Source organism: Paraburkholderia sp. HC6.4b, assembly GCF_014200875.1.
GTDB classification, from domain to species: Bacteria; Pseudomonadota; Gammaproteobacteria; order Burkholderiales; family Burkholderiaceae; genus Paraburkholderia; species Paraburkholderia tuberum.
This window is the reverse complement of record NZ_JACHDC010000007.1, coordinates 21,934-43,521: the sequence shown is the minus strand read 5'-3', so window position 1 is coordinate 43,521 and position 21,588 is coordinate 21,934. Positions and strand designations below refer to the sequence as shown.

At 62.9% G+C, this 21,588-nt stretch carries 25 protein-coding genes; 5 read left to right on the top strand and 20 right to left on the bottom strand.

What is annotated here, in order from left to right; all coding sequences use genetic code 11:
• Positions 1–15 precede the first annotated feature (15 nt).
• Genes HDG34_RS12440 through HDG34_RS12430 form a run of 3 tightly spaced genes read right to left on the bottom strand, consistent with a single transcriptional unit; the run spans position 16 to position 2,153 of the window.
• The gene (locus HDG34_RS12440) at positions 16–474 is read right to left on the bottom strand and encodes a phage GP46 family protein (protein WP_184060418.1); all 459 of its coding nucleotides are present in this window, start codon (positions 472–474) and stop codon (positions 16–18) included.
• A gap of 10 nt (positions 475–484) precedes the next feature.
• The gene (locus tag HDG34_RS12435) at positions 485–1,072 is read right to left on the bottom strand and encodes a phage baseplate assembly protein V (protein WP_311734756.1); all 588 of its coding nucleotides are present in this window, start codon (positions 1,070–1,072) and stop codon (positions 485–487) included.
• Positions 1,073–1,091: 19 nt separating this feature from the next.
• Positions 1,092–2,153 carry a phage baseplate assembly protein gene (locus HDG34_RS12430; protein WP_184060416.1) on the bottom strand — a complete coding sequence of 354 codons (1,062 nt, stop codon included), beginning with the start codon at positions 2,151–2,153 and terminating at the stop codon, positions 1,092–1,094.
• Positions 2,154–2,254: 101 nt separating this feature from the next.
• On the opposite strand from HDG34_RS12430, the gene HDG34_RS12425 reads away from it, so the two are divergent.
• Positions 2,255–3,193: a helix-turn-helix domain-containing protein gene (locus HDG34_RS12425; protein WP_184060414.1), complete on the top strand. Its 939-nt coding sequence runs from the start codon at positions 2,255–2,257 to the stop codon at positions 3,191–3,193.
• Positions 3,194–3,215: 22 nt separating this feature from the next.
• Here HDG34_RS12425 and HDG34_RS12420 read toward each other — a convergent pair whose 3' ends face one another.
• The 12 genes from HDG34_RS12420 to HDG34_RS12365 all read right to left on the bottom strand — a co-directional run bounded on the left by HDG34_RS12420 (position 3,216) and on the right by HDG34_RS12365 (position 12,744).
• Positions 3,216–4,556, bottom strand: coding sequence for a DNA circularization protein (locus HDG34_RS12420; protein ID WP_184060412.1), 1,341 nt, complete (start codon positions 4,554–4,556; stop codon positions 3,216–3,218).
• Between the two features lie 5 nt (positions 4,557–4,561).
• The gene (locus tag HDG34_RS12415; RefSeq protein WP_184060410.1) at positions 4,562–6,619 is read right to left on the bottom strand and encodes a lytic transglycosylase domain-containing protein; all 2,058 of its coding nucleotides are present in this window, start codon (positions 6,617–6,619) and stop codon (positions 4,562–4,564) included.
• A gap of 4 nt (positions 6,620–6,623) precedes the next feature.
• The gene (locus HDG34_RS12410; protein WP_184060408.1) at positions 6,624–6,791 is read right to left on the bottom strand and encodes a GpE family phage tail protein; all 168 of its coding nucleotides are present in this window, start codon (positions 6,789–6,791) and stop codon (positions 6,624–6,626) included.
• Positions 6,791–7,027, bottom strand: coding sequence for a phage tail assembly protein (locus HDG34_RS12405; RefSeq protein ID WP_184060406.1), 237 nt, complete (start codon positions 7,025–7,027; stop codon positions 6,791–6,793). Before HDG34_RS12405 ends, HDG34_RS12410 begins: the two co-directional genes overlap by 1 nt.
• 21 nt (positions 7,028–7,048) lie before the next feature.
• Complete coding sequence (locus tag HDG34_RS12400) at positions 7,049–7,423, bottom strand: phage tail tube protein (protein ID WP_184060404.1); 375 nt, start codon at positions 7,421–7,423, stop codon at positions 7,049–7,051.
• Positions 7,424–7,504: 81 nt separating this feature from the next.
• Complete coding sequence (locus tag HDG34_RS12395) at positions 7,505–8,995, bottom strand: phage tail sheath subtilisin-like domain-containing protein (RefSeq protein ID WP_184060402.1); 1,491 nt, start codon at positions 8,993–8,995, stop codon at positions 7,505–7,507.
• 149 nt (positions 8,996–9,144) lie between these two features.
• Positions 9,145–9,381, bottom strand: a complete 237-nt coding sequence (locus tag HDG34_RS12390; RefSeq protein ID WP_184060400.1) for a DUF2635 domain-containing protein — start codon at positions 9,379–9,381, stop codon at positions 9,145–9,147.
• Position 9,382: 1 nt separating this feature from the next.
• Positions 9,383–10,069 carry a hypothetical protein gene (locus tag HDG34_RS12385; protein WP_184060398.1) on the bottom strand — a complete coding sequence of 229 codons (687 nt, stop codon included), beginning with the start codon at positions 10,067–10,069 and terminating at the stop codon, positions 9,383–9,385.
• 21 nt (positions 10,070–10,090) lie between these two features.
• Complete coding sequence (locus HDG34_RS12380) at positions 10,091–10,426, bottom strand: hypothetical protein (protein WP_184060396.1); 336 nt, start codon at positions 10,424–10,426, stop codon at positions 10,091–10,093.
• Positions 10,427–10,438: 12 nt separating this feature from the next.
• Positions 10,439–11,590 carry a major capsid protein gene (locus HDG34_RS12375; RefSeq protein WP_184060394.1) on the bottom strand — a complete coding sequence of 384 codons (1,152 nt, stop codon included), beginning with the start codon at positions 11,588–11,590 and terminating at the stop codon, positions 10,439–10,441.
• A 73-nt stretch (positions 11,591–11,663) separates the two neighbouring features.
• Positions 11,664–12,389, bottom strand: coding sequence for a head decoration protein (locus HDG34_RS12370; protein WP_184060392.1), 726 nt, complete (start codon positions 12,387–12,389; stop codon positions 11,664–11,666).
• Positions 12,390–12,435: 46 nt separating this feature from the next.
• Positions 12,436–12,744 (bottom strand): hypothetical protein, encoded by a 309-nt coding sequence (locus HDG34_RS12365; RefSeq protein WP_184060390.1) that lies wholly within the window; start codon positions 12,742–12,744, stop codon positions 12,436–12,438.
• On the opposite strand from HDG34_RS12365, the gene HDG34_RS12360 reads away from it, so the two are divergent.
• A complete protein-coding gene (locus HDG34_RS12360) occupies positions 12,739–13,044 on the top strand; it encodes a hypothetical protein (RefSeq protein WP_184060388.1) in 306 nt (101 codons plus the stop codon). The two genes, HDG34_RS12365 and HDG34_RS12360, sit on opposite strands and share 6 nt — an antisense overlap.
• Before the next feature lie 116 nt (positions 13,045–13,160).
• Here the strand turns inward: HDG34_RS12360 and HDG34_RS12355 are convergent, their stop codons facing one another.
• Positions 13,161–14,042 (bottom strand): S49 family peptidase, encoded by an 882-nt coding sequence (locus HDG34_RS12355; protein ID WP_184060386.1) that lies wholly within the window; start codon positions 14,040–14,042, stop codon positions 13,161–13,163.
• A gap of 178 nt (positions 14,043–14,220) precedes the next feature.
• Here HDG34_RS12355 and HDG34_RS12350 point away from each other — a divergent pair, with 178 nt between their 5' ends.
• A complete protein-coding gene (locus HDG34_RS12350) occupies positions 14,221–15,240 on the top strand; it encodes a hypothetical protein (RefSeq protein WP_184060384.1) in 1,020 nt (339 codons plus the stop codon).
• 648 nt (positions 15,241–15,888) lie between these two features.
• On the top strand, positions 15,889–16,026 hold the full coding sequence (locus tag HDG34_RS12345; protein WP_184060382.1) for a hypothetical protein: 138 nt from the start codon (positions 15,889–15,891) through the stop codon (positions 16,024–16,026).
• A 32-nt stretch (positions 16,027–16,058) separates the two neighbouring features.
• Here the strand turns inward: HDG34_RS12345 and HDG34_RS12340 are convergent, their stop codons facing one another.
• Genes HDG34_RS12340 through HDG34_RS12325 form a run of 4 tightly spaced genes read right to left on the bottom strand, consistent with a single transcriptional unit; the run spans position 16,059 to position 20,616 of the window.
• Positions 16,059–17,753: a phage portal protein gene (locus tag HDG34_RS12340; protein WP_184060380.1), complete on the bottom strand. Its 1,695-nt coding sequence runs from the start codon at positions 17,751–17,753 to the stop codon at positions 16,059–16,061.
• 7 nt (positions 17,754–17,760) lie between these two features.
• Entirely contained in the window at positions 17,761–18,033 is a 273-nt protein-coding gene (gpW, locus tag HDG34_RS12335; protein WP_184060378.1) for a gpW family head-tail joining protein, read from the bottom strand.
• 8 nt (positions 18,034–18,041) lie between these two features.
• Entirely contained in the window at positions 18,042–20,159 is a 2,118-nt protein-coding gene (locus tag HDG34_RS12330) for a terminase gpA endonuclease subunit (protein ID WP_184060376.1), read from the bottom strand.
• Complete coding sequence (locus tag HDG34_RS12325; protein WP_184060375.1) at positions 20,092–20,616, bottom strand: hypothetical protein; 525 nt, start codon at positions 20,614–20,616, stop codon at positions 20,092–20,094. The genes HDG34_RS12330 and HDG34_RS12325 overlap by 68 nt, the downstream gene beginning before the upstream one ends.
• A gap of 179 nt (positions 20,617–20,795) precedes the next feature.
• Here HDG34_RS12325 and HDG34_RS12320 point away from each other — a divergent pair, with 179 nt between their 5' ends.
• Positions 20,796–21,566 (top strand): TIR domain-containing protein, encoded by a 771-nt coding sequence (locus HDG34_RS12320; RefSeq protein ID WP_184060373.1) that lies wholly within the window; start codon positions 20,796–20,798, stop codon positions 21,564–21,566.
• The last annotated feature ends 22 nt before the right edge of the window (positions 21,567–21,588 follow it).

The following is a 21,588-nucleotide window of genomic DNA, read 5'->3' as shown; positions in this document are numbered from 1 at the left end:
GCCTTAAGAAAGGGACTACCGGTCGGGGCTAGGTTCCGTCCACACCCTGGGGAAGCTCATCGCGACGCGCGTGCCGTCGCGGCGGTCCGCGACAATCGCCAGATCGAGCCGGCTCGGTGTAACCCACTGCGGCGTAACGTCGAAGCGCGCCACCACGCCGTCATCGAGCATCCATTGCAGCGCCTCGCTCGCGTAGTCGCCGGCGCGCTGCGCCACGTCGCGCGGTCCCTTGACGCGCGAGAGCAGCCACAGGCGCGAGCCAATCGGATAGTCGGCGGGCGTGTCTCCTGAATCACCCCACCAGCCGCGACGGTCGCCGTCCGGTGTTTCGTCGCTCGGCAATGCGAGCCGGTCGCTAAAGAGGCTGATAAGCACGGCGGTCTGTAAATCGTCGCCGGATCGCAGGGACGCGCCCGCAAGCAGCCAGTCGCCGCGCATGTCCGGGACATTCCAGACGGTCGAGATATCGCTCACGGCGAGTAGATCAAAGCTGCGGTACAGGTGGATCGCTCGTTACCGTATCGCCGCCGCCCTGCACTTCGGGGACCGGGTGATGGTGCGAGTTGTAGACGATGCGCGAGTTGGCGGCGGTGTGCGGGTTGGTCGCGCTGTTGTCGCGCATGTCGCCCGCACAGGTGATATCGCCGTCGCCCACGATATTTCCCGTGCAGCGGAACAGCGGCGAATCGGCCGTGATCTGCGGTGTATTGGTGATCGTGACAGGTTGCCCGCCGCCGTTGACGACGATTCCGGCAGCGGACAGATAGACGGATTGCCCCTTGTCATCACTGATGCAGACCTCGCCCGGTGCGAGATTGCGGAAGCGGTATTGCTGGTTACCGCACGCGATGACAACGCCGTTTGTACGGTCGCCACCGAGAAACACCGCGAGCGCATCGCTCCCTGCTGGCGGATTGGACTGAAAGCCGTATTCCGCGAGTCGCGGCGTGCGGTCGCGTGTCTCGCCTGAGGATAGCTGCATCTGCACGAGCTGGGCCGCGCCGCCATCATCGACGCGCGTCAGCCGCCCGCGTCCGAGTGAGCGAACGAGACTCCAGAACAGGTGTTCCACTGCGGGTATCCCTGCGGCACTAGCCTCGCGCCATTGCGGCTGCGTCCTGCGGTAACAGGTAATAGAGGATTGGTTCAGGCCGGAACGCTTCAGGTGGCATCAGCGTAAGTTCACAGCCGGTCCCGCTCGTATCGCGCCGATAGGTCACTTCGCCAATGGTCCACTTCGCGCCGTCAATCACCTTCAGTTGTGGCAGCGACAGGGCCGCCAGTGTGTTCGGCATGTATAGCACGCCGTCGCTGTCGCGCCATGACGTGGCCGTGATGCTCACTACGTTGCCGCGCCCGATGCGCCGGTTGCATTCCCATAGCGCGTGGGCGTTCGACACGTCCGCGCCCGCGTCCCCGTTCTGCGCGATGAACGCCTTGGGCCGGAAACGCGGCATCGTGTCATCCATCACGGTGTACTCGTCAAGCGGCTGCTGACCCGCATCCGTGAAAATGCCGGTGCCGACCAGATAGACCCGGTATTCGCTGAAGCGCTGCGAGATATCGCGCGTATAGCTCGCCTGTTCAACATTGACGCCCATCGCGAAGCCGCCCGCCGCTTCAAGCGTCGCAAGCGGTCCGATAACGAGGTCGCCGTCCGCATCTTCATAGCACAGCACCTGGGCGAGCTTGCACAGACGGTCGATCACCGAGTAAGGCGATTCACCGACATTCAGGCAGACCTGAGGGTGCAGCATGCCGGGCGTGAGCGCCTTGACATGGATTCCGAACGGCTGCGCGAGCTGCGCCGCGATATCGGCGGTCGCCATGTTCACGAACTGGAACGAATCGAACTGCGCGGCGCAATCCACGAGGTCTTCGCACTTGCCGCGCCCCGATATCGACAGCGTATGCATGGTGGCGCTGACGGACTCCGCTACACGGTCAACGTAGCCGGTAATGACCGGGTCCGCGCCGATCTTCACAATGCATGGATCGCCCTCCATGACCACAACGCTGGTCGTGTCCGGAAAGCGCTCGGTCATCGAGATATCAAAATCAGCCGGGATACGCTCCATGCCGCGTGTAATGCGTACGCTTTTCCAGCCGGATACGGTAGAGGCGTTGACGGTCAGTAATACGTCATCGGACATGATCCGGCCATCTCAAAAAAACAGAGGCCACACGTGATAGATTGTCTAGGCTTCAGCATTTCAAGCAAACCCGTCCAATCAAAAAATAGGGATGACCATATATGTACGAGACGTTGGAAGAAGTAAAAGAGTTGTTCAATGAAGCAGAAGAGTCGATATCACTTGAATTCAAATCGGGACTCGTCTTCAATTCTCTTTCGAGCGATACTCGACGTGAACTGGTCAAGGATGTGACGGCGTTTGCCAATTCAGGTGGTGGGACGATTCTTGTTGGCGTAGCCGAATCGAAGACAGCCCAGCGCAACATTGCGACAGATTTTGAGCCAGTTACAAATGGAAAAATATCTGTCGATCAGATTACTGCAATCATTAAATCAAACACAGACCCCGTCTTCAAGAATTTTCATGTTAGCGAAATCGCGAACGGAAACTCGGGGCGTTTGTTCGTAATTCGAATCGAACAAGCTGATACGGCTCACCAAAATCGGCTCGATCACAAGTATTACCACCGCGTCGGAGCAATTTCGGAGCCGATGTATGACTTTGCGATTCGCGATGTCATGAACCGAAGAACGTGCCCGAAACTAATGACTCAAATCGACCTTAAGCGTGTCGTGCAAAACCAGGACTTGCATCACTATCAGTTGGCGCCAACGCTAATAAACGAAGGGAACATGACGGCTCATCACTGGTGTCTTCACATCGACGTGCCTATTTTCGAGCTAGCTCGGAGCGGCGGTGACCTTGACAGTATTGCCACGAGCACGTTCTATCGCCACGAATGCTACTTTGTGCGAACGGAGTACAGTTCCGAAAGAGTGCCGACTCGAAGCCAGAATCAGAGTCTTCGAATTCTTCCAGGCGAAACACGAGAACTTGTCACCGATTTCGGCTTTCCAAGGCTTGATTTATTCGTTAAAGACGATCATTTCCGCCGCGTGCTGGCCCCCAAGGAACCACCAATATTCTGGGCGCTTTTTGTCGATAATGCTGCGCGTCTCGAAGGATTCCTGTCCTTCGACGAATGGTGTCGTTTCTAGAGCACTCCATTTGGAGAAGCGTCTAGTCAAGCGAAGCACGGAAACTCTTTGGCGCGAACGCCGGATGAACCGGTGCGGCCTGCTGTAGCAGCGTGTCGTATCGCGCCACGTCCTGATAGAGCCGTTGCGCCAGCACCAGCAGGGGCATCGGATCAGGCGTATTCACCGTCTGCATGGTGGCAAGCGATGCGCCGCGCGTGGTCACGTCCTGTACCACGGCGACTTCCAGCGCGCGCAGTGCCTCAAAGGTCGCGTCGTCGCCCAGGTCGCCCGCCGTGGTGATTTCCAGATCGAGCGCATCGCACACCGTCGAGCGCAACGTGTCAGCGTCCGCGATCGACGCGAGCGCGTAACCGGTCGTGCTCTGCGCGAGCGCGACAACGGCGTTACGGCGGTATAGGAGCGTCGTGAACAGGTTCGCCGCGGCGAGCGCGGCGGTCGCGCGCTGCTGCGGGCTCACCGACGCCTGAAGCGCGACCAGCGACTGCACCGCCTGATGCGGATCAGGGTTGGCGTTCTGCACGGCCCCGACCAGCGACTGCGCAGCACCGGACATACCGGGCCAGTCGGAGACGGCAGCGGAGGTCGCCAGCGCTGCGCCTGCCACGCCTACGGCGGTTCGGGCCTGCGCACCCGCGCCAATCAGGTCTGCAATCGTTGTTGACGGCTGCCGCACGGCGGCGGTGAACTGCCCCACGAACCGGCCATACCGGCCCTTGAGCGTCGCGACCATCGCAACCAGGCTCGTCGCGCGCTGCGTGATCGCCTGCGCCTCCACGACGAAATTTCGCGCGGTACGCTCGATTTCCCCGACCACGGCGGGCGCGGACAGCACGGCGGAAACCGTATTGAAGAAATCCTGCGCCACGGCCGCGAATGCGGCGACAGCTGACAGGCCGGTCTGCGCCTGCGTGGCAATCGCCAGCGTCGGAAACTGCTGTGCGCCCGACTCGATGAACGAGAAGCGCAGTTCGAAATACCGGCCGCGTTCCGATCGTTCTTCGCACTCGAAGTCAATCAGCGCGACATTCAGCCGTCCCAGCGAGGGATGCACCAGTTCGCCATCGCTGCTGTCACTGTCGCCCGGCTGCTCGCAGACGCGGATCATCGCCGCGCGCTGCGCGATCACGTCACCGCCGCCGGGGGTACCCAGATAGGCGGCATCCTGAAGCAGAAAGCCACTCAGACTGATACGCCGCCCTGTGCGCCCGAGGTCTTCGACCCAGACCTCATCCCGGTACGGATATTCGTGCGTGACGTTGCGGCGTCCGACCTTGAGCGTCGAACCCGTCACCGCGAAAGGCACACCGCGCCATGAGGCGACCTGCAAGGCACGGAAGAACGGGAAGTCGGTCGGGCTCATGCTGGCTACGCCATGCCTTCCATCGGCCGCGCGATCTTCAGGCCGGCCGGCGTGCGGGTCTTTACGGTCACGCTGCCGTCGCGCGCGACGTGGACGTGGTTGTCAACATGAACGACAGGCGCGGGCGCATTCTGCATGCCCGCTGCCGCGCCGGGTGCATTGAGCGAAGCGAGCTCAGCGCCCGGATCGAGTGACGGCATGTTGGCGAGTACACCCGGTGCGTAGTTGCGCGTTTCGGCGGGTGCCCGCGCGAGCCCGTGCTGGTCCAGGTTGCCCTCACCCCAGTTGTAGGCCGAGAGCGCGTAGGTCAGGTTGCCCTTGTAGCGCGTAAGCAGCCCGGACATCTTGCGCGCCGCCGCATCGGCGGCCTGCGCCGGATTGAATGCGTCGATGCCATATTCGCGCGCCGTCGCAGGCATGAACTGGAACAGGCCGCGTGCGCCTGCGGGACTGACCGCCCTGGCGTTACCGCTCGATTCCTTCTGTGCCATGGCCGAGAGCAGACCGGCAGGCAGACCGTAACGCGCCTCCGTACCGGCGAAGTTGAGCTTCTGGGCCCACTGCGTAACGGTTGCGCCGACGCCTCTGGCACCGGGGGTGCGGGGTGCCGTCTGCGCGGACTGGGCGTTTGCCGCACCGGGCCATACGCCGCCCGTCGCAGCTTCGGCATCACGGATGCGTTTTAGCTGTTCATCTTCTCCCGTGTTGAGGTGTTCGCTATGCAGGCCGAGATAGGCGCCAACGGTCACCGGGTTGACGAAGCGCAGCAGACCGCCCGCCATGCGCGCGAGCAGACCACGGCCCGCGACCGCTCCCGCTGCGGCTGCACCCGCTCCGGCTGTGCCACCGCCAGCCGCGGCACCCGCGCCCGCGATGGCTTCTGCGGCCGTACTCGCTGTCGCGCCAGCACCCGACCACGCGCGCACCAGCATGAACACCTGCGCTCCAAGCATCCCGATGCTGCCGATTGCTGATGCAATCGAAGCGACGAAACCACCCGCCATGTAAGTCGCGACCGCGAACGCGGCGACCTTCCAGCCGCCGATTGCATCGACCACGCTACTGACACACGACGCGAAGCCAATCAGGCCCGTTACCGCGTCCGTGACGCCCTGCGCAAACCTGTCCCAATCGACCGAAGCGAGCCAGCGCGCGATCCGCTCCACCAGCTCCGCGACGCGCTGTGAGATCAGTTCGCGGTTCTTCGCGATCCACTCGGTGAAGCGCTCGATCATCGGGCCGAGTACTGGCGCGAGACTGTCCGCAATCGATGCCTTCAGGCCGTCCGCTGCCGTACTCATCCGGTCAAGCGACAGGGCGAACGCCTGCGCACGCGCGGCCATCTGCGGGGTAAAGTCACCGCGTAGCCGCCGCGCTTCGGCCTCATACGCCTGCATGCCCCGACGCCCGCGAACGAGTACCGGCAGAAGCTGCTCGACGCCGAGCGAGCGCGCCAGATTGCGCGCCGCTGCCGGATCCGTGTTCTGGATTGTCTGGATGCGGTCGGCCAGATCATAAAGCGCGGCCTGTGTATCGACTGCGCCGGTCTCCGTCTTGCGCAGGTTGATGCCAAGCGCCTGGATGGTCGCGAAGGCGGCCTGATTGCGGCCCCAGCGCGCATCCTGCAAGGTGTCCGCGAAGCCACGAAAGCCCGATGTCATCGTGTCGGCGGAGATGCCCATCAACCGCGCGGCGCTGCGCATCTGCGTCAGTTCGCCCGCCGTGATGCCGAGCAGTCGCGCGGTGCGCTCCGTTTCCGCGCCCATGCGCTCCCACTGCACCACGAGGTCAGTCAGACCCGCGAGCGTGCCGCCACCGACCAGCGCGAGCAGCGGCGCACCCATGCGCGTGAGGCTCGATGCCGCACTGCCGGCCTTCTGTGCGACGACATGCAGCTTCTGGCCGACCTGTGTCAGCCCCGATGCACGCGAAAACCGTTGCGCGCTGCGCGCAAGGTTCTGATACGGGCGCGTCATCCTCGATATCGAATCGTTGACCTTGTTGATTGTCTTCGTCGCCTTGTCAACGGTCGAGATGGTGAACTGGATAGCCTGGGCTGCCATCGCTTCACCTCACGCGGCTCTTTTCTGCGGCCTGCTGGGCGGCGTGCTGGATGCGTCGTGCCTGCGCGAGCCATTGCGCCAGCTCGGTCCACGTCAGCCCGCCCGCGTCGCGCGGTCCCCATCCATAGAAGTGCGTCACATCGGCCACGATATCGCGCACGTTGGCGGGCACTACTCGAAAAAACCGGACAGGTATTTGTTGCACGCGTTGAAGTCGCGCGCACCCATGCGGCCCACGGTGGCCACGTCAATCTTCGCCATCGTCGCAATCAGGTTCTTCATGGCGCGCACGTTGCCGAACTTCGCTGCGTCGTCGTTGACCTTCGCGATTTCATCGACGGTAGGTTCGCGCAGCGTAATCTCGGTCAGCCCGTCGATGGGGCTCAGTAGCGTAATGACCTCGTACATGGTGCGCTCCTTACTGTTCGCTTATTGCTCCGTGACGCTGCCGGAGAAGCCTTCGAAGCGGATTTCAAACGTCGCTTCCGGCGTTCTCACTTCCTGCGCTTCGGTGGCCCACATATTGCGGCCGACGACCGTCTTGCCGTTCGCCAGTTCGAGCGTGACCGTGACATTGGTCATCGCGTTAAAGTCCTTGACTGTCAGCGTGCCCGCGTCGCGCAGCGTGGCGGAAATGAACGGCGCGCGCGGCTTCTCCGCATAGCCGTGTACGCGGTCCTGTCCGACCATCGACTCGCGTTCGTAGTCGGCGGGCGAATACGCCAGTTCGCCGGACAGCATGTAGTTCTGGCCGTCCATCGATATCCACGCGACACCGGCCAGGCGGTTTGTGTCATCTGACATGGCGGGCTCCAGAAATGAAAAAGCCGCCGGGGCGGTTCGCCGGGGCGGCTTGGTGCGGTTCAGTGCTGCGGTTCGGAATGACTAGCTGAGCCTGAATTGCGCGAGCAGGGCAAAAATCCGGAGCTGGTCGATCAGCGTTCCGGGCCACAGACAGTCAACGCGATTCGGGTTGTTCGCGTTCTGCTCGACAATGAGTTGCCGCGCGAACAGTGCGCTGTTCTGCACGTAGCCATCGAATTCGAGTTCCTGATACCGGGCGATCACGTCTGCGCGTATCAGCAGCGGTGTGACGATGGCGCTACCGGATGCGAAGCGCGTGCCGTCCGCGGCGAGCTTCATGCGTGAATACTTCGATGTGACCATCGAGCGCAGCGCACGCAGCACGTACACCAGCAGAAACATCGTTTCGACTTCGAGGTAACTGTCATCGGGATCGCCCCACGGATTCTTCTGGTAGGTCGTCGTGATGTTCTCGGCATAGCAGGTGCCGTCATCGCCAACATTGAACGTGCTGATACCGTCATAGAGCAGCGTGTTGCGCTCGGTGAGCAGGAAGCGCGAGGCAACCGGCGGCGCGAGCATGCCGCGAATCGGTAGCGTCTGGACCGGGCGCCCCGGATCATTGCGCAGCGCGGGCGCGACCGAGCCGGCAAGCTGCGCGGCGACGATCCATGCGGGTGTGGGCGAATCATGGAACCCAAGCACCGATTCATGCTGGTTGTTGCGGCCCGCGCCGAATGTCGTACACGCCGCGAGCGTCCCCCGGTACGCGGCAAAGGCATGGCCGTAAATCTGCTGGGCCCACGACCAGCGCCCGGTCTGATCGTTCAGGAACGTATGCAGTGCATCGAGGCTGACGCTATCGGTGTACGGGCAGACGATGAAGTCGAATGGCATGTCGCCGCAGTTATCGAGCGCGGCCTGTAGCGTGTCGGTCGGATTGATCGCGCCGCCCGCCATTGGCGCGATGGCAACATGCAGATTGAGCGGCGTCGATTCGCCCGCGCGTGAGCCGCCGTAATTCAGGCGCACGTCAATTTCATTGCCCACCATGCCCGCATTGATGGCAGTCAGCGTGACTACGTTGTCCTGAGCCGATGCGCTCACCAGCCCGAACGCATCTGCAGCAACGAGTGTGGCGAGCGCTTCCGCGATGTCAGCCGCGCTCTGCGTGGCCTGCACCGGCAACTGGTAGCGCCGACCGGCGATATAAAGCGAGATGACGCCCGAGACGCCGGCGTCGCCTTCGATGTTGAGCGTGACCGTTCCACTTGCGGCTACCGCGCCGGTTGCGTCCTCGAGCGGCAGATACCACACTTCGCCGAAGCTATCGGCCGCGCGATAGGCAGCGGTCATCGCGGCGAGCATCGAATTGCTGCCCCACCGTGCGCGCGCGTCGCCCACGCCCGCGCTGATAACCGGCGTGCCCGGTTCGCCGGTTCCCGTGTCGGTCATCTGCCCGATAATCAGCGTGCGCTGGTTGAGTTGGGCGCTGTTGGCCTGCGACGCGTCGAGCTCCGCGTAGAACAGCGGCACTCGGATGTTCTCAGGCAGGTTGGTAAAGGGAATCATGGGAGCAACCTCCCGGGATGGTGGGCGCGAATCGGAGACGGAATCGGACGCAGGACGGTTGGGGCGGGCCGGGGCGGGGCCCGCGCGATTGTCTTGAGGGGATCGAGGGAAGCGCGCGCAGCGGCAGGCAGAGGCGCAGAAAGCGCGTGTTATGTCGGGTCGGTGGCTTTGGGTTCGCGCGTGCGGTGTGATGCGCGCCGCGTCGCGTCGGGCTCGTCTGGCGTGTCCGGGATGGGGGGCGGCTCATCCGCGACGGGCACCACGTCGCCATCGCGCAGACGGCGACGCCAGTACACCGAATCGGGTACGACGCGCCCGGCGTCGGGCAGGAAGTCGCGCAGGTCGGGATCGCGCACCCGCACGCCCGTTGCTGGCCTGATGTGCATGTCAGTCTCCCTCTAGCGGAATGTCGAGCCGCCCCTCGTCACGTCCGTCCGGCCCATGCGTGCGCGGTGCGGGAACAACGCTCTGCGGGAACGGCGGGGCGGGGTACGTGCCGGTCGGGTCGGCGCGATTGGTCAGGTCCGCGTGCAGGCCGACGCGTTCGAGCGGGACCGGTGCAGGCGGATCGATCGGCCACGGCGCGGGCTGCGGCCTGTCTGCGGTGGGGTCGTACATTTCGGGGTACTCACAGCGGAATGAGCCCGCGATACCGGCGAGATGCCGCGCACCCTCGGCGCGAATGTCGAGCACGCTTTCAATGCTCGGGAACTGCTGAAGCATGCGCACGAGCGACCAGTCGAGCAGCAGCGCGTTCTCGACCGCGTACCACAGCCATTCAATTGCGTCCTGTGCCTCGGCGGCCGTCGCGCCTTCGACCACCGCCTTGACTTCGAGGCTGCATGTCGTCGTGAACTGCGGCATGCCGCGATTGAATGACGTCTTCGCTTCGTGCGCGGTGCGCACGATGACAGCGGGCAACACGTCAGACGGCGCGGACCAGTCGCCAGGCGAACGGATCAGCACCGCCCGGCCGGCGACCTGAAGTTCTGCGCGCTCCAGTGCGCCAAGCGCGGCGAGACGCACCTGACGACGCCCGAGCATCGGCAAAGGGCGGATACGTGCGCGGTCCACGGCTGGGGCGAGGAAAACTGGTCAGGTCGCGAGATTGAGCAGCAGGAAACACCACCCATGTCCATCCGTACGGACTTCGCGGACGACATAGGTCGTGTCACTGAGCGGCGCACCGGGCGCGGCCGGAATGAACAGCGTGTCGCCCTGGTGTGCAGTAACGGGAAGTGTTGCCACGCGAAAGCCGTAGCATGGGCGTGTCGTGGTGACGGGTACGCCGTCGACCACATCCACGTTCGTAAAGGCTTCGTCAAACACGCCGTTAAGCGCATGCGCGTTACCGCTTCCCGCGTAGAGCGTCGCGGGCTGGCCGAAGATGCCTTCGACGGGCGCGAGCACCAGGCTATCCCAGTCAATCATGGTGGGGACCGCTCAGGCGATTGGCGCGGCGCTGGCTGCGTCTGCCGGTTGTGCAGCCGTCGCGGATGGTTCTTCCGGCGTGATGCGCGTAGCGCCTGCCGTGGTCGCTTCGAACATGCGACCGGACAGCAGTACTTCGGGCCGCGTGCAGACGTAGAGCGGGTACGCATACGCTTCCATCTTCCACCACATGCGCCGCAGCACGTCGAAGATCGGCAGCACGTACACGGGCCGTCCCGGCGTGTTGACCCAATCGACGGTTTCGCCCGGCGCCATCGCTTCGCGGAATACACCGGGCGCGCCGACCGGGAAAAACTTCACCACGTCATCAGGAACCTTGATGGTCACGTTGTCGTCCGAGCCGCGATAGTTGAACCACGTAATGCCGGAGAACACGAACGCATCAAACGCGGCACCCTGCGAGTTGTCGCGCAGTGCGCGCGCATCGGACCAGTTCACGAACGTACGGATCACGTCCGGGTGATTGACGAACGCGTCATAGAAAGCATCGCCGCACATCGCGTAGACGCGCGTGGTCGGCGTGAATGCGCCCTGCGACTTGCGCGCCATCGTACGGATGATCGCGTTGCAGATCGGCCGCAAGGGTGTGTTCGCCTTGCCTGCCTCGGTCGCGCCCAGATCGAACGGCGTTTCGGTGGCCTGCGGAATCTGGAATTCATCGAACCAGTTGTAGAGCACGCTGCCGTCCTTCGGATCGAGCACCAGTCCCTGCAACGCGGCGAGCCTCAGGAATTCCTTCGTGTATTCGACACTCGCGAGCAGCCCGGTCGGTCCCGAGAGCCGCCGCGCAACTTCGGCCTCGACCTGCATCAGGACGGATTCCGTACCGAACTCGCGGATGCCCTGTACTTCCTCGGCGTACACCGTGTCCGAGTGCATCAGGCGCGGCACGTCGAAATAGCGCATCTTGCGACGTTCGGTCGTGCGCTGCGTGCCTTCCTCGCCGCGCTGGGAGAACGGGATCAGGATCAGCTTGCCGGTGCGTTCCTCGACTGCCAGCGCTTTCGTGCGGATCGGGTTGGGATCGAATACGCCCAGCTCACCGAGGCCGACAGGCTGGTACGGGTTGCGCTGAACGGCGTCCGAGAGCGCAATTGCCGTGAACGGGTCCTGATGGAATACATCGAGAATTTCGCCAGCCATGATGACGGCTCCCCAAAAGAAAAGACCGCCCCGGACCAGCGTCCGTGCGGCCTTGCGAGGAAGGAAAGGGGTACTAGCGCAGCAGGATGCCTGCGGCGCGCAACTGGTCGCCCGCGATCTGCATCTGGTACGGCGTCACGTCCGACGGCCAGACAAGCTCCGATGCGTTCACTTCCGCGTCGCGCACGATCGCGACGGCGGCGCGATCCATCCGCGTCGTATCGCGCGAGCCGAACAGCAGACCCGCCACGACTTCGGAGCCATCAGTCGCGGCGGGATTCCAGGGCATCCAGATACCGGGTGTGCCGATATCGAACGGATCGGCAGCATCGAACGTGATCGCAAAGGTATCGCCCGCAGCGAAGCGCTTTGCGCCCTGTTCGATGACGAAGCTCAGGCCGTCGACGACGACCGGCGCCCCGGTCTGCTGCGCAGTCGCGCCCAGTTCATCGGGTCCGCTCACGTCGAACGTGTTGCGGCTCGTGAAGGTGCAGACGTAGCGACCAGACGGCGACGAGCTGGCACGCGGCGGATCGGTGAGCCGCAGGACACCGTCGCCGGTGTTCTCGCGCTCCGGCGTGCCTGCGACGACCGACGCGGCCCCCGCGTCGCCCCTTGCGTCATTGCCTGGCGGGGGTGTCGGAGGCAAGGCAAGGCGGCTGAGAATGGTCCCGGCCATGACATACACACCGCCCGTCAGGACGATGCCGTCGCGCGAGCGGTGGCCGTTCGCTTCGGAGACGAGAAAGCCGCCGTCATGCCAGTTCTCAAAGAGCGGCGGGACAGTAGGAGCGCCCATGATCGTGATCCCCTGTAATGGAACGGATGAAAAACCGGCACGCGCACTAGCGTTTGCGCGCATTCACCTTCGCGAATGCGTGGTCCCATGCCGACGCGATGGCCTGACGTGAGTTCATGCCCGGTGTACCTCCCGGGCCGACGCGCGGATTGCGCTCGACGCGTCCGCTATTGGCGGTCGGCGGGGCGGGTGTGCTTTCGAGTACCGCGAGCGCGGCACCGCGTGCGAGGCGTGTTCTGAACGCGAGATTGGCGGCCAGTACCGGATTGCGCGCGGCCGCGTGACTTGAAAAGATCGCGGCGCAGCGCGCCTGCTCGCGGCGGCGCGCGCGCGCCTCGACGGAACTGCCGTGCATTTCTTCCTCGTCGTCACCGTCCTGCGCCTGACCACCGCCTCGGCCCTTTGCCTTGCCGCGCCGGCTGTCCCGTTCATCAGCGTCGTCGGCGTCATCGCGGCTGTCGTCGTCCCCGAGCTGGACGTCATCGCCTTCGTCGTTGTCCCCGTCCTCGTCTTCTTCGTTGTCGTCCTCCTGTGCATCGTCGCCGTTGCGCGGCTCGTCGTCCTGTGCACGCCGTGTGCGCGCATCGTTGTGTGCGCCATCCTCGCGGTCGCGCTCGGCAGGCGGCTCGCGTTCGTCATTCTCGACAAGCGGTGAGTCGTCCTCAGCGCGCGTACGCGTCCCCGCGCGCCCGAGGTGCGCGAATGGCAGTGAGCGGGTCATGGCTGAAAGAGAGAATCCCATTTTTAAGACCTCCTGCATGGTCCTGGTGGTTACTGCGGCACGGATGACAGCGCGAGCGAATCGAGTAGCGCAAGAAACGCCGCATCGGGCGACATGACTGCATCGGCAAAGCCGGTATCGACGCTCGCCGCCCCGAGGAAGGTTGCGGCCTGCGTGTCGCGAACCTGCGCCACGGTCAGCCCGCGATTGCGTGCGACCGTCGCCACGAACAGTTCGCCTACGCTGTCCACGTCTGCCTTGATACGTGCATAAGCTTCGTCAGAGAGTGGCCGGTATTCGCTGCCGTCTGCCTTGCGCTCGCCATAGGTAATGAGCGTGACCGTCAGGCCCGCATCGGTGAGCGCTTTCGAAAAATCAACATGCGCGACGATCACGCCGACGCTACCGGTTCCGCCCGTGCGCGGCACGATCACGCGATCACAGGCCGAAGCGAGCGCATACGCGGCGGAAAACGCGCACTCGGTGAGGATCGCGTACAGCGGCTTGATGCCCCGCGCACCGTAAATGGCGTCGGTCAGATCGAAACACCCGGCGACCTCGCCGCCGGGGCTGTCGATATCGAGCACGATTGCACGCACAGAGTCATCGGCCAGCGCCGTCGCGAGGTTCGCGCGGATGCCGTCATAACCGGTCATGCCCGAGTACGGACGCAGCGTGCCGAGCTTCTGCACCAGCGTTCCCTGCACCGGAATGACCGCGATACCCTGGACGACCTCATACGCAAGCTCGTCCGCAGGCTCGCCCGCTTCAAGCCCGGCATCGAATGCGCGCAGTTCACCGTTCGGGCGGAACAGCCGCGCGAGACCAAACCGGTCCGCGAGCGCGGCCATGATGATTTCGATCTTGCCCGGCGCAATGACGAGCGGCACATTAAAAAGGCGCGTCGCCAGGTGCGGATAGTTCACGACCATCGTGCGCGCCTCGGCATTTCGGAGTTGTCTGAGGTCTGCGCTCGGCATACACGCCTAGCATTGCCCCCGTCACTGCCAGCAATTCCCCTTGCGCGCAGTTTCTGCGGGTTGCAGATTTTTACACCCTCACGCTGGCACGCTAAGTGAATTGCACCCCCGTATGCCAAAAAGGAAAACGATGGAAGAAAACGAAGCCAGCCCTATAGACGAGTCTCCTATACCACCGCAAACTGCCCCCGAGAGTTTTTCTGTCAGCCTTAGAGGATTTGATACTACGGATAGGGCCGAGCGGTATGCTGAATGCCTTGGTCACTTAGTCCGTGAGTTGAGTTCTTACTTTGATTTAAGTGGACTTGATGGAATTACAGTTGCGTTTGACTATCGGCAAGCCCTGTGTGATCTCGATCTTGGAATACCTACAACCTATCAACTTACACCAAGTGAAGGAAACGTAGTCGGTGTCGCAATGACACCTTCGGTCTTGCGCGGAGGGAAAGTCAAGAGCCACATAGTTTTCAACGCCGAATACGTCATTGCGCTGGAGGATCCCGCCGAGGAGCATTTCGATTTTGCGCTGCACTTGTTGGCGCACGAGTGCGCCCATGTCGATGCAACCCATCAGTTTGACAAGGCATTTCCGGGGATTTTGCTACAGAGTAGGGCCAGCAACGTACATCAAACCCTTAGATGGAGAATTATTCAATCCTGCTGGGACGAATACGCAGCAACGCGTCTTAGTAGAGACATTGGCCGCAATCCTGTCCACGAATACGAAGAGACGTTTATCCAAGCACTCGGGGAGACACGGGAAACGGCCAACAACGCGATACGCGCGTATCGGCTGCATGCCGACGTGAGGCGGGTTTTAGATGATGTCTACGGCGCATATGGACGCTTGATGAAGTTCGCGTGCTATCTCCTAGGGAACATGGCTGGAACCGGGGTTGGACTGGACGATCTACCAAACACCCGTACAGCGCTCGCTTGCCATTGGTTTGCGCCGTATTTCGAACGTCTAGGTGATATTTGCCAGCGCCTCGCTGAGGAATACGGCGCATGGCGTAATCAGAAGATCTTCGAAGAGTTGGGCGATTGCGCTGACGCTATCGCCGTCGCGGGCGGCGTCAACGTCACACCTAGCACCAACGGCGGGGTTAACGTGAGCATTCCATTCTCGTTGGAAACCATGCCGATGTAGGTAGTGCCTAGCTTCCGGGGGCGAAATTTTTGCAGCAGCACGAGCGGTCCGATTGGCCGGCGGCAGCGAATTACGCTTTGACGCACACCGCTATGTCCAATTTTCGTGAGCATCCCAGTTTGAAGACAGTCGAGCGGACTTCTTCCTGATCGGGTGTGAGTAGACATCCAGCGTCGAATTTTCAGTGGACTCCGGCCATTCGATTGCTCACATCGTACGACTCTTCTTGGCCGACTCGAGCCAGTAACCCATCCTCCACGTAAATCCGCGAAGAACCTTTTTTTGCGCTGCGCCACCATCGAGCGCCCGGCATTTCGGAGTTGTCCGAGGTCTGCGTCCGGTATATACGCCTAGCATTGAAGCGTCGCCCCTCAGTACGTCCTCCGCTTTCCGGGGGCGATAGGGTTGGCATGTAGTAGAAAACCCTTTTCATGGCGCGTCCTTGTGGCGCGCTATTTTTTTTGCGTCCCTTCATAGCGGCGTCGCGGCACCGTTGGGCATATCGCCATTCCGAAACCTGCAATTCAACAAAGCTGGCTTCTCTTTCCACCGACCTCGATATCCGGGGGCATCTATCTTTCGGACTGAACCTATTCAAATTTGAGACAGGGAGACCTATCCTGTATTCGAATTTATACGGAGAAAGTCATGAGCCCGATTACCCTGATTGAAGCTACGCACCTCTACAGCCGCGCAGGCGTTGCACGCCATAGCCATTTCCGCCTGAATCCCCTGCGCCTGATTGCGTTCGTACGCAAGCTGTTCGCCGCGCGTCGCCAGTCCTGAACACAGCGCCCGGCTATCAACGCGGCCGGATACTATTGCGGTACAGGGGCTGCCTCGGGTTTCGCCGCTTCTGCCGCAGCGATACTGCCAGCCCAGGCAGGCAAATCAAGCCCAAGTTCCTTCATCAGCCGGATTTCATTCGCGCGCTGGTGCAGTACTTCCTCATAATCGAGTCCCTGTTCCGCGCATTCACGCTTGAGCGTCGAGAGCGCCGCGTCCATGCCCATCACCGCACCGGCCTTTTCCTTGGTCGGATCGATCCAGCCGCGCGCCACCCCCATCCATGAACAGCGCGCGTACGCGGCGCGCGCCTCGATATACGGCGGCGCACCAGCCGGCAGCGGCAGTTCACCCCGGTCCATTGCTTCCCACAGCCACGCACCGTAGAACGGTGACGCGAAGTTCAGGCAGAACTCGTCGCGCCGCCGCGTGAGCGTTTTCCACGCTTCGAGCAGTGCCGCCCGCGCACTGCTGTAATTCGTCCTGCTCCAGTCCTGCGAAAGCTGCTCGGCGCTGAGCCCCAGCACCGCCGCAATCACGCGCTGCATCTCGTGCGCGAATGTCTCGAAGTTGCCGTGCGGGTGCGCGGCCGAAACGCTTTCGAGTGATTCGCCAGGTGCGAGCGTGGGAATACGCGCGCCGTTGAGCATCGCGGGACGCTCGTCGGCCCACCGCGCACGCAATGCCTGATACAGCGGCAATTCCTCGCCTTCGCCCGCGCCAAGCGCATCCTGCACCAGCGCCGGATCATAGGGCGACGTAACGTAGGTGCCGAATGTCGCGGCGATGGTCGCGGCCTGTAGCTCGACGCCGTAATACCGCGCGAGCATGCGCGCGTGCAGCAGGACCGGCGTGAACACCCCGAGGCCCCGATGCTGGCCCGCCCGGTCGCGGTCATAGTCGTGCAGTACGCGCAGCCAGCCGTCCTCGTCGCAGCGCTCGATACGCTCCCAGGTGTTCGCCTCGACGGCGAGATACCAGTCGTTCTGATGCGCTTCGCGGATGTGATACGCGAGCGGCACGCCGTAATCGTCAATCTCAACGCCGCCGCGCAGGTAGCGTGAGTCGATGGCCTGATACGGGTTGCTCAGACGATCGGGATCGAGCAGCAGCAACGCGGTCGCGTAGTCCGCGCCGCCATAGCCCACGCGTTCAGGTAGCCAGTAGATGAGCCCGAGCCCTTCGCCGTCGATCAGCTTGTGACGCATCGCAACCCGGAATTGCTGTCCGAGCGTCAGTTGCCGCGCCACGTCGTTATAGTGGCCGGGGTTCTCTGCATACCCGCGCCAGAGTGCTTCAGCAGTGCGCCGGAATTCGTCGGCCCACGAAGCATCAAAGCCGCTGATACCGGTACGCAGTGCGAGCGCCCGGTAATCGGGATTCGCTGACAGCAGCAGGTTCGTCCCGATGGTGTTATCGAGAATGCGGGTAACGCCGCCATTGATCCAGCCGTCATTGCGAAAGAGGTCGCGCGAGCGCGCAACCATCCAGTCACGGAATAGGTTGATCTCCGAATCGGGCGACCGTATCCACGGCAACCAGTTGCCCATCTCCTGGGCAAACCAGTCCGCGGCGTCATACGGAAACTGGTAGCCCGGCAACCCGAGGCCGCTGCCTGGCGAGGCCAGCACGCGTCCCGGTTCCGACATGTGCGCGCCGACCGTGCCGCCGCGTCCCGCGACCGGTTCGGGGATCGGCTGGCCGCTTTCGTCAACGATGACGCCCATTGCTGGCTCAGAAGTACGGCGTGACCGGGCGGCGGCGATTGCGGCAGAGTCCGCGCAGTGCATCGATCTGTGTCTGCACGCCGATGATGGCCTGCACCAGATCGGCGATATTGGCCTGCGTGTATGCGATCGAACGGCTACCGTCTGCCTGCGTGTACGACGCGGACTGCGCCCGGGTGCCCGATACCAGCGCGAGATACGCCTGCTGCATGCCTGCAAGCTGCGATTCGAGCGCGCCGAGCGTCATCCCGTCCAGGATGCTCAGGCGGTGGCAGGGCATAACGGTTCTCAGGCAAGGCGCTGAACGAGCGAGGTCCGCGTGCGTGCGGTGGCCGGGTATGGTCGGTGCGGCGTCGGCGGTACGGCAGGCGGTGGCGTCCACGCCTTCACCGCGTCCGCGCGCCGGTTCAGTTGCAGCCCGAAAAACAGCAGGCCGCACAGCGCGCCGTACGCATACACGCGACAGTCGAGCGCTTCATTGGCGCGGCCCGGTGGCAGTTCCCACACCCGGTAACGTCTGCCGCCCGATTCCCGGATCACGATACGCTCGGCGGTCAGTTGCGCGTAATAGCCAATGTCACGGTCTGCGGGGAAGTGCATGTAACCCGGTCCCGGCGTATCGAGCAGCAGCCGCTGACGGATCGTGTCTTTCGCCGCGTTCACGCCGAGAAGGATTGGGCGATAGGTTCTCTTCGTGCGCGACGTGGGCCGCTTCGACGGCCATACCGGATTGCGCTCGCCGCCGCGTGCCGATTCGCCCTTGACTGCCCAGATGCGACGCCCGATGCGCGCCGCGCAGAACTGGTACACCGCCTGCGTGTGATGTCCGCCCGAATCGATGCATGCGGCCATAATCTCGAAGGGGCGACCATCGGCGCGATGCCACAGGCGTCTGAGATACGTGTCGATGCGCGCCTGTGTACGCGCGTCTGAAAACTCGCCCTCGATGATTTCGTAGTCGATTGACCAGCTTTCCTCGTTGCGGCCCCAGCCGACGACTTCGAGCTCAACGCGATAATCCTGCACGTCCGCGCCCACGACCAGCACGGCGACACCATCGGGCACTTCAGCCGCCCATATCTCACCGCGAGCGACGACCGCTTCAGCGGAGAGCGCGCGACCGGTGCGCGGACGGTACGGGAGTCCCATCTGTGTATTCCACCAGGCTTGCAGCCGTTCCTCGTCGCCCTGCGCGTCGATCCAGCGCGCCGCGATGTCGGCGGGCCGGTCGCGCGTCCACGGGCTCAGGAGCTTCGACGCCTGGAATCCGGCATGCGCGTTATCGACGCTCCACGCGCCGCAGGTCGGACACTTCGCGCGATAGACAGCATGACGCTCCGATTCCCACCAGTCCCATACGGCACGCACACAGGCAGACTCGCCGCCGGGCTCCTGGATTTGCTCACCGTTGCGCCACGCACGCTCATAGGCGTCAAGCGGCGCGTGGCGCGCGCCGCAGCATTCGAATACCCGCGTCTGATGCCACCGTATGGACTGCAAGGCGGTAAGCCGTTCGGACTCGGACCAGCCCGCGCCGCACGACTCGCAGTACACGCGCGCGGTCTTTGTGCGATGGCCGGTCACGTTGCCCTTGTCGTCCTTGCGCTTCTCCCACTCGACATGGCGGAAAAAGTCCAGGAACTGACGGTGCCCGCAATGCGGACAGGCTACGCTCGCGCGACGCTGGTCCGACTCGCCGTAACTGGCTTCGATGCGGCTTTCCTCGGTGACGGTTGGTGAACAGGTCCGCACCGACAGCCAGTTCGCGAACGTGGCGACGCGCTCCTCGGCGAGCGCGATAGGGTCGCCCTCGCGCGTGACCGGGTACTTGTCGATTTCGTCCGCGAGAACGAGCCGGATCGGGCGGCGCGCGAGGTTATCGGGACTGCCCGCGCCCGCGAGCGCGAGGAAGCCGCCCGGAAACGACTTGAACAGCAGCGTTTCCTCGGCGTTGCGCGTTTTGGTCGTGCCGACCCGTTCACGCAGTACGGGCGTGACCCGCACCAGTGGCGTAATGCGTTCCTTGCTGAACTGTTCGGCCGCTGCTTCCTTGGGTTCGAGCAGCAGCATCGGGCACGGATCGAGATGCGCAAAGTAGCCGAAGACGTTCTCGATCAGCGACGTCTTGAACAACTGCGTGTTCACCATCGCGGTGATGACATGCACGCCCGGCTCGGTCACGGCAAGCATCGGCCCGCGTGCGGCTTCCACGGTCCCGGTCGCCCAGCGACCCGCCAGGCTGCCCGATTCCTTCGCGAGTCTCCTGTAGCGGTCAGCCCATGCCGGAACGCTCAGACGTGGCGGCGGGGTCCACCCGCCGCGGCCGACACGTCGAAGATCATCGGCCTTGTTCCGCGTCGAAGCGCGGTTCAGGCTCCCCGAGGTCGGCAAGCTGCTGATGAACATGCGCCGCCAGTGTGTTCGTTAGCCGGTCAATGTCGTCTATACCGAAAGCCATTGCAATGAACGGTGCGACCTTCGCGGGCCATGCAAGCCACGCGTCGCGCTGCTCGCGGCATAACTCGAACACGACGCCTCGCGCGACGGCCAGCTCAACCAGTGCGCCGGATTTCTGTTCGTATTCGAGGCGGCGCAGCAGCGCGGTCCAGTTCTCCTTGATGCGCAGGGCTTCGCCGTACGCCAGCCCCTTTGCAGTTCCGCCCGGCTGCAAAGTGTCCTTTGCGGGCCCGTTTGCAGCCTCGCCCCGCCTTTCGCTCGCGCGCCAGCGAGTGCCAAGAAGCGCCGGGTCCATCAGGCCGTCTGCGCGCTTCGCAAGCCGTCCCTGCTTGAGCGCCTGATGAACGAGCGTGTCCGAAACGTGCTCACGTCGCGCGAATTCGCGGATGGAGATGCCGTCCGGCATGGTGCAAAGACTTTTGGAAGCCTGTAGCTACAGACAGAACGGGCTCGCGCAATTTGCCCCCATTTTTCGAGAGGGGACCAGGACCCGCTCCGGGCGGTCGACCGCGCGCGGCATGTTAGGCTTCCGACCTCACCGGGGCAGCGCGCGCTGGACTCAAGTCAAAACAAGCTGGAGGGCATATGGCATCGGTAGCAACCACAATGGCGAAACTTGCCGGTCTGAAGAAGGCAATCGACAGAACGCTCACGGACAGCGGCTCACATAAGGTGCCCATCAGAATTTTTTCGCCAGACGATGTCGAAGCGTACTTCGTCGGGGTAGCAAACGCGGTTGAAGAGTTACGCGAAGCGCTACCGGATCTGTACGGTGATTTTCCAGACGTGAAGGAGGCGCCGGAATGCGCCATGACGTCGGGCTCCGACGGCCAATCGCGCCCAAACTGGTATTACCGTAGACAGCTTGAACGGCTTTCGAGGAACGTGGACCAAGTAATCGAAATTCGGTCCAACAGCGAACTCGCAGCACCGGCCACGGCGGCTCCTCGCAGGGTGTTTATTAGCCACGGGCGGGCAAAAGATTGGTACGAGGTGCAGTCGTTTATCGAGCGCGACCTTAAGCTTGCGACGCTCGAACTTGCTCAAGAACCCAATAAGGGGTTGACCGTTCTCGGAAAATTGGAGGAAGCAGCAAATCAGTGCGATTCAGCCGTTATTGTCATGACCGGGGACGACAAGGACGAAAGTGGCCAATTACGTGCTAGAGAAAACGTTATGCACGAAATTGGATATTTCCAAGGAAAGTATGGGCTCGCGCGGGTGGTGGTGCTGCACGAGGAAGGGGTGAACATCCCGTCAAATATCCAGGGGCTCGTCTATATCCCCTTTCCACAAGGGTTCATCGAAGCGGCAAAGGCCGTCCTCATGCGTGAACTGAATACCATCTACGGGTAGTGTGCCTGCGCAGTAACACTCA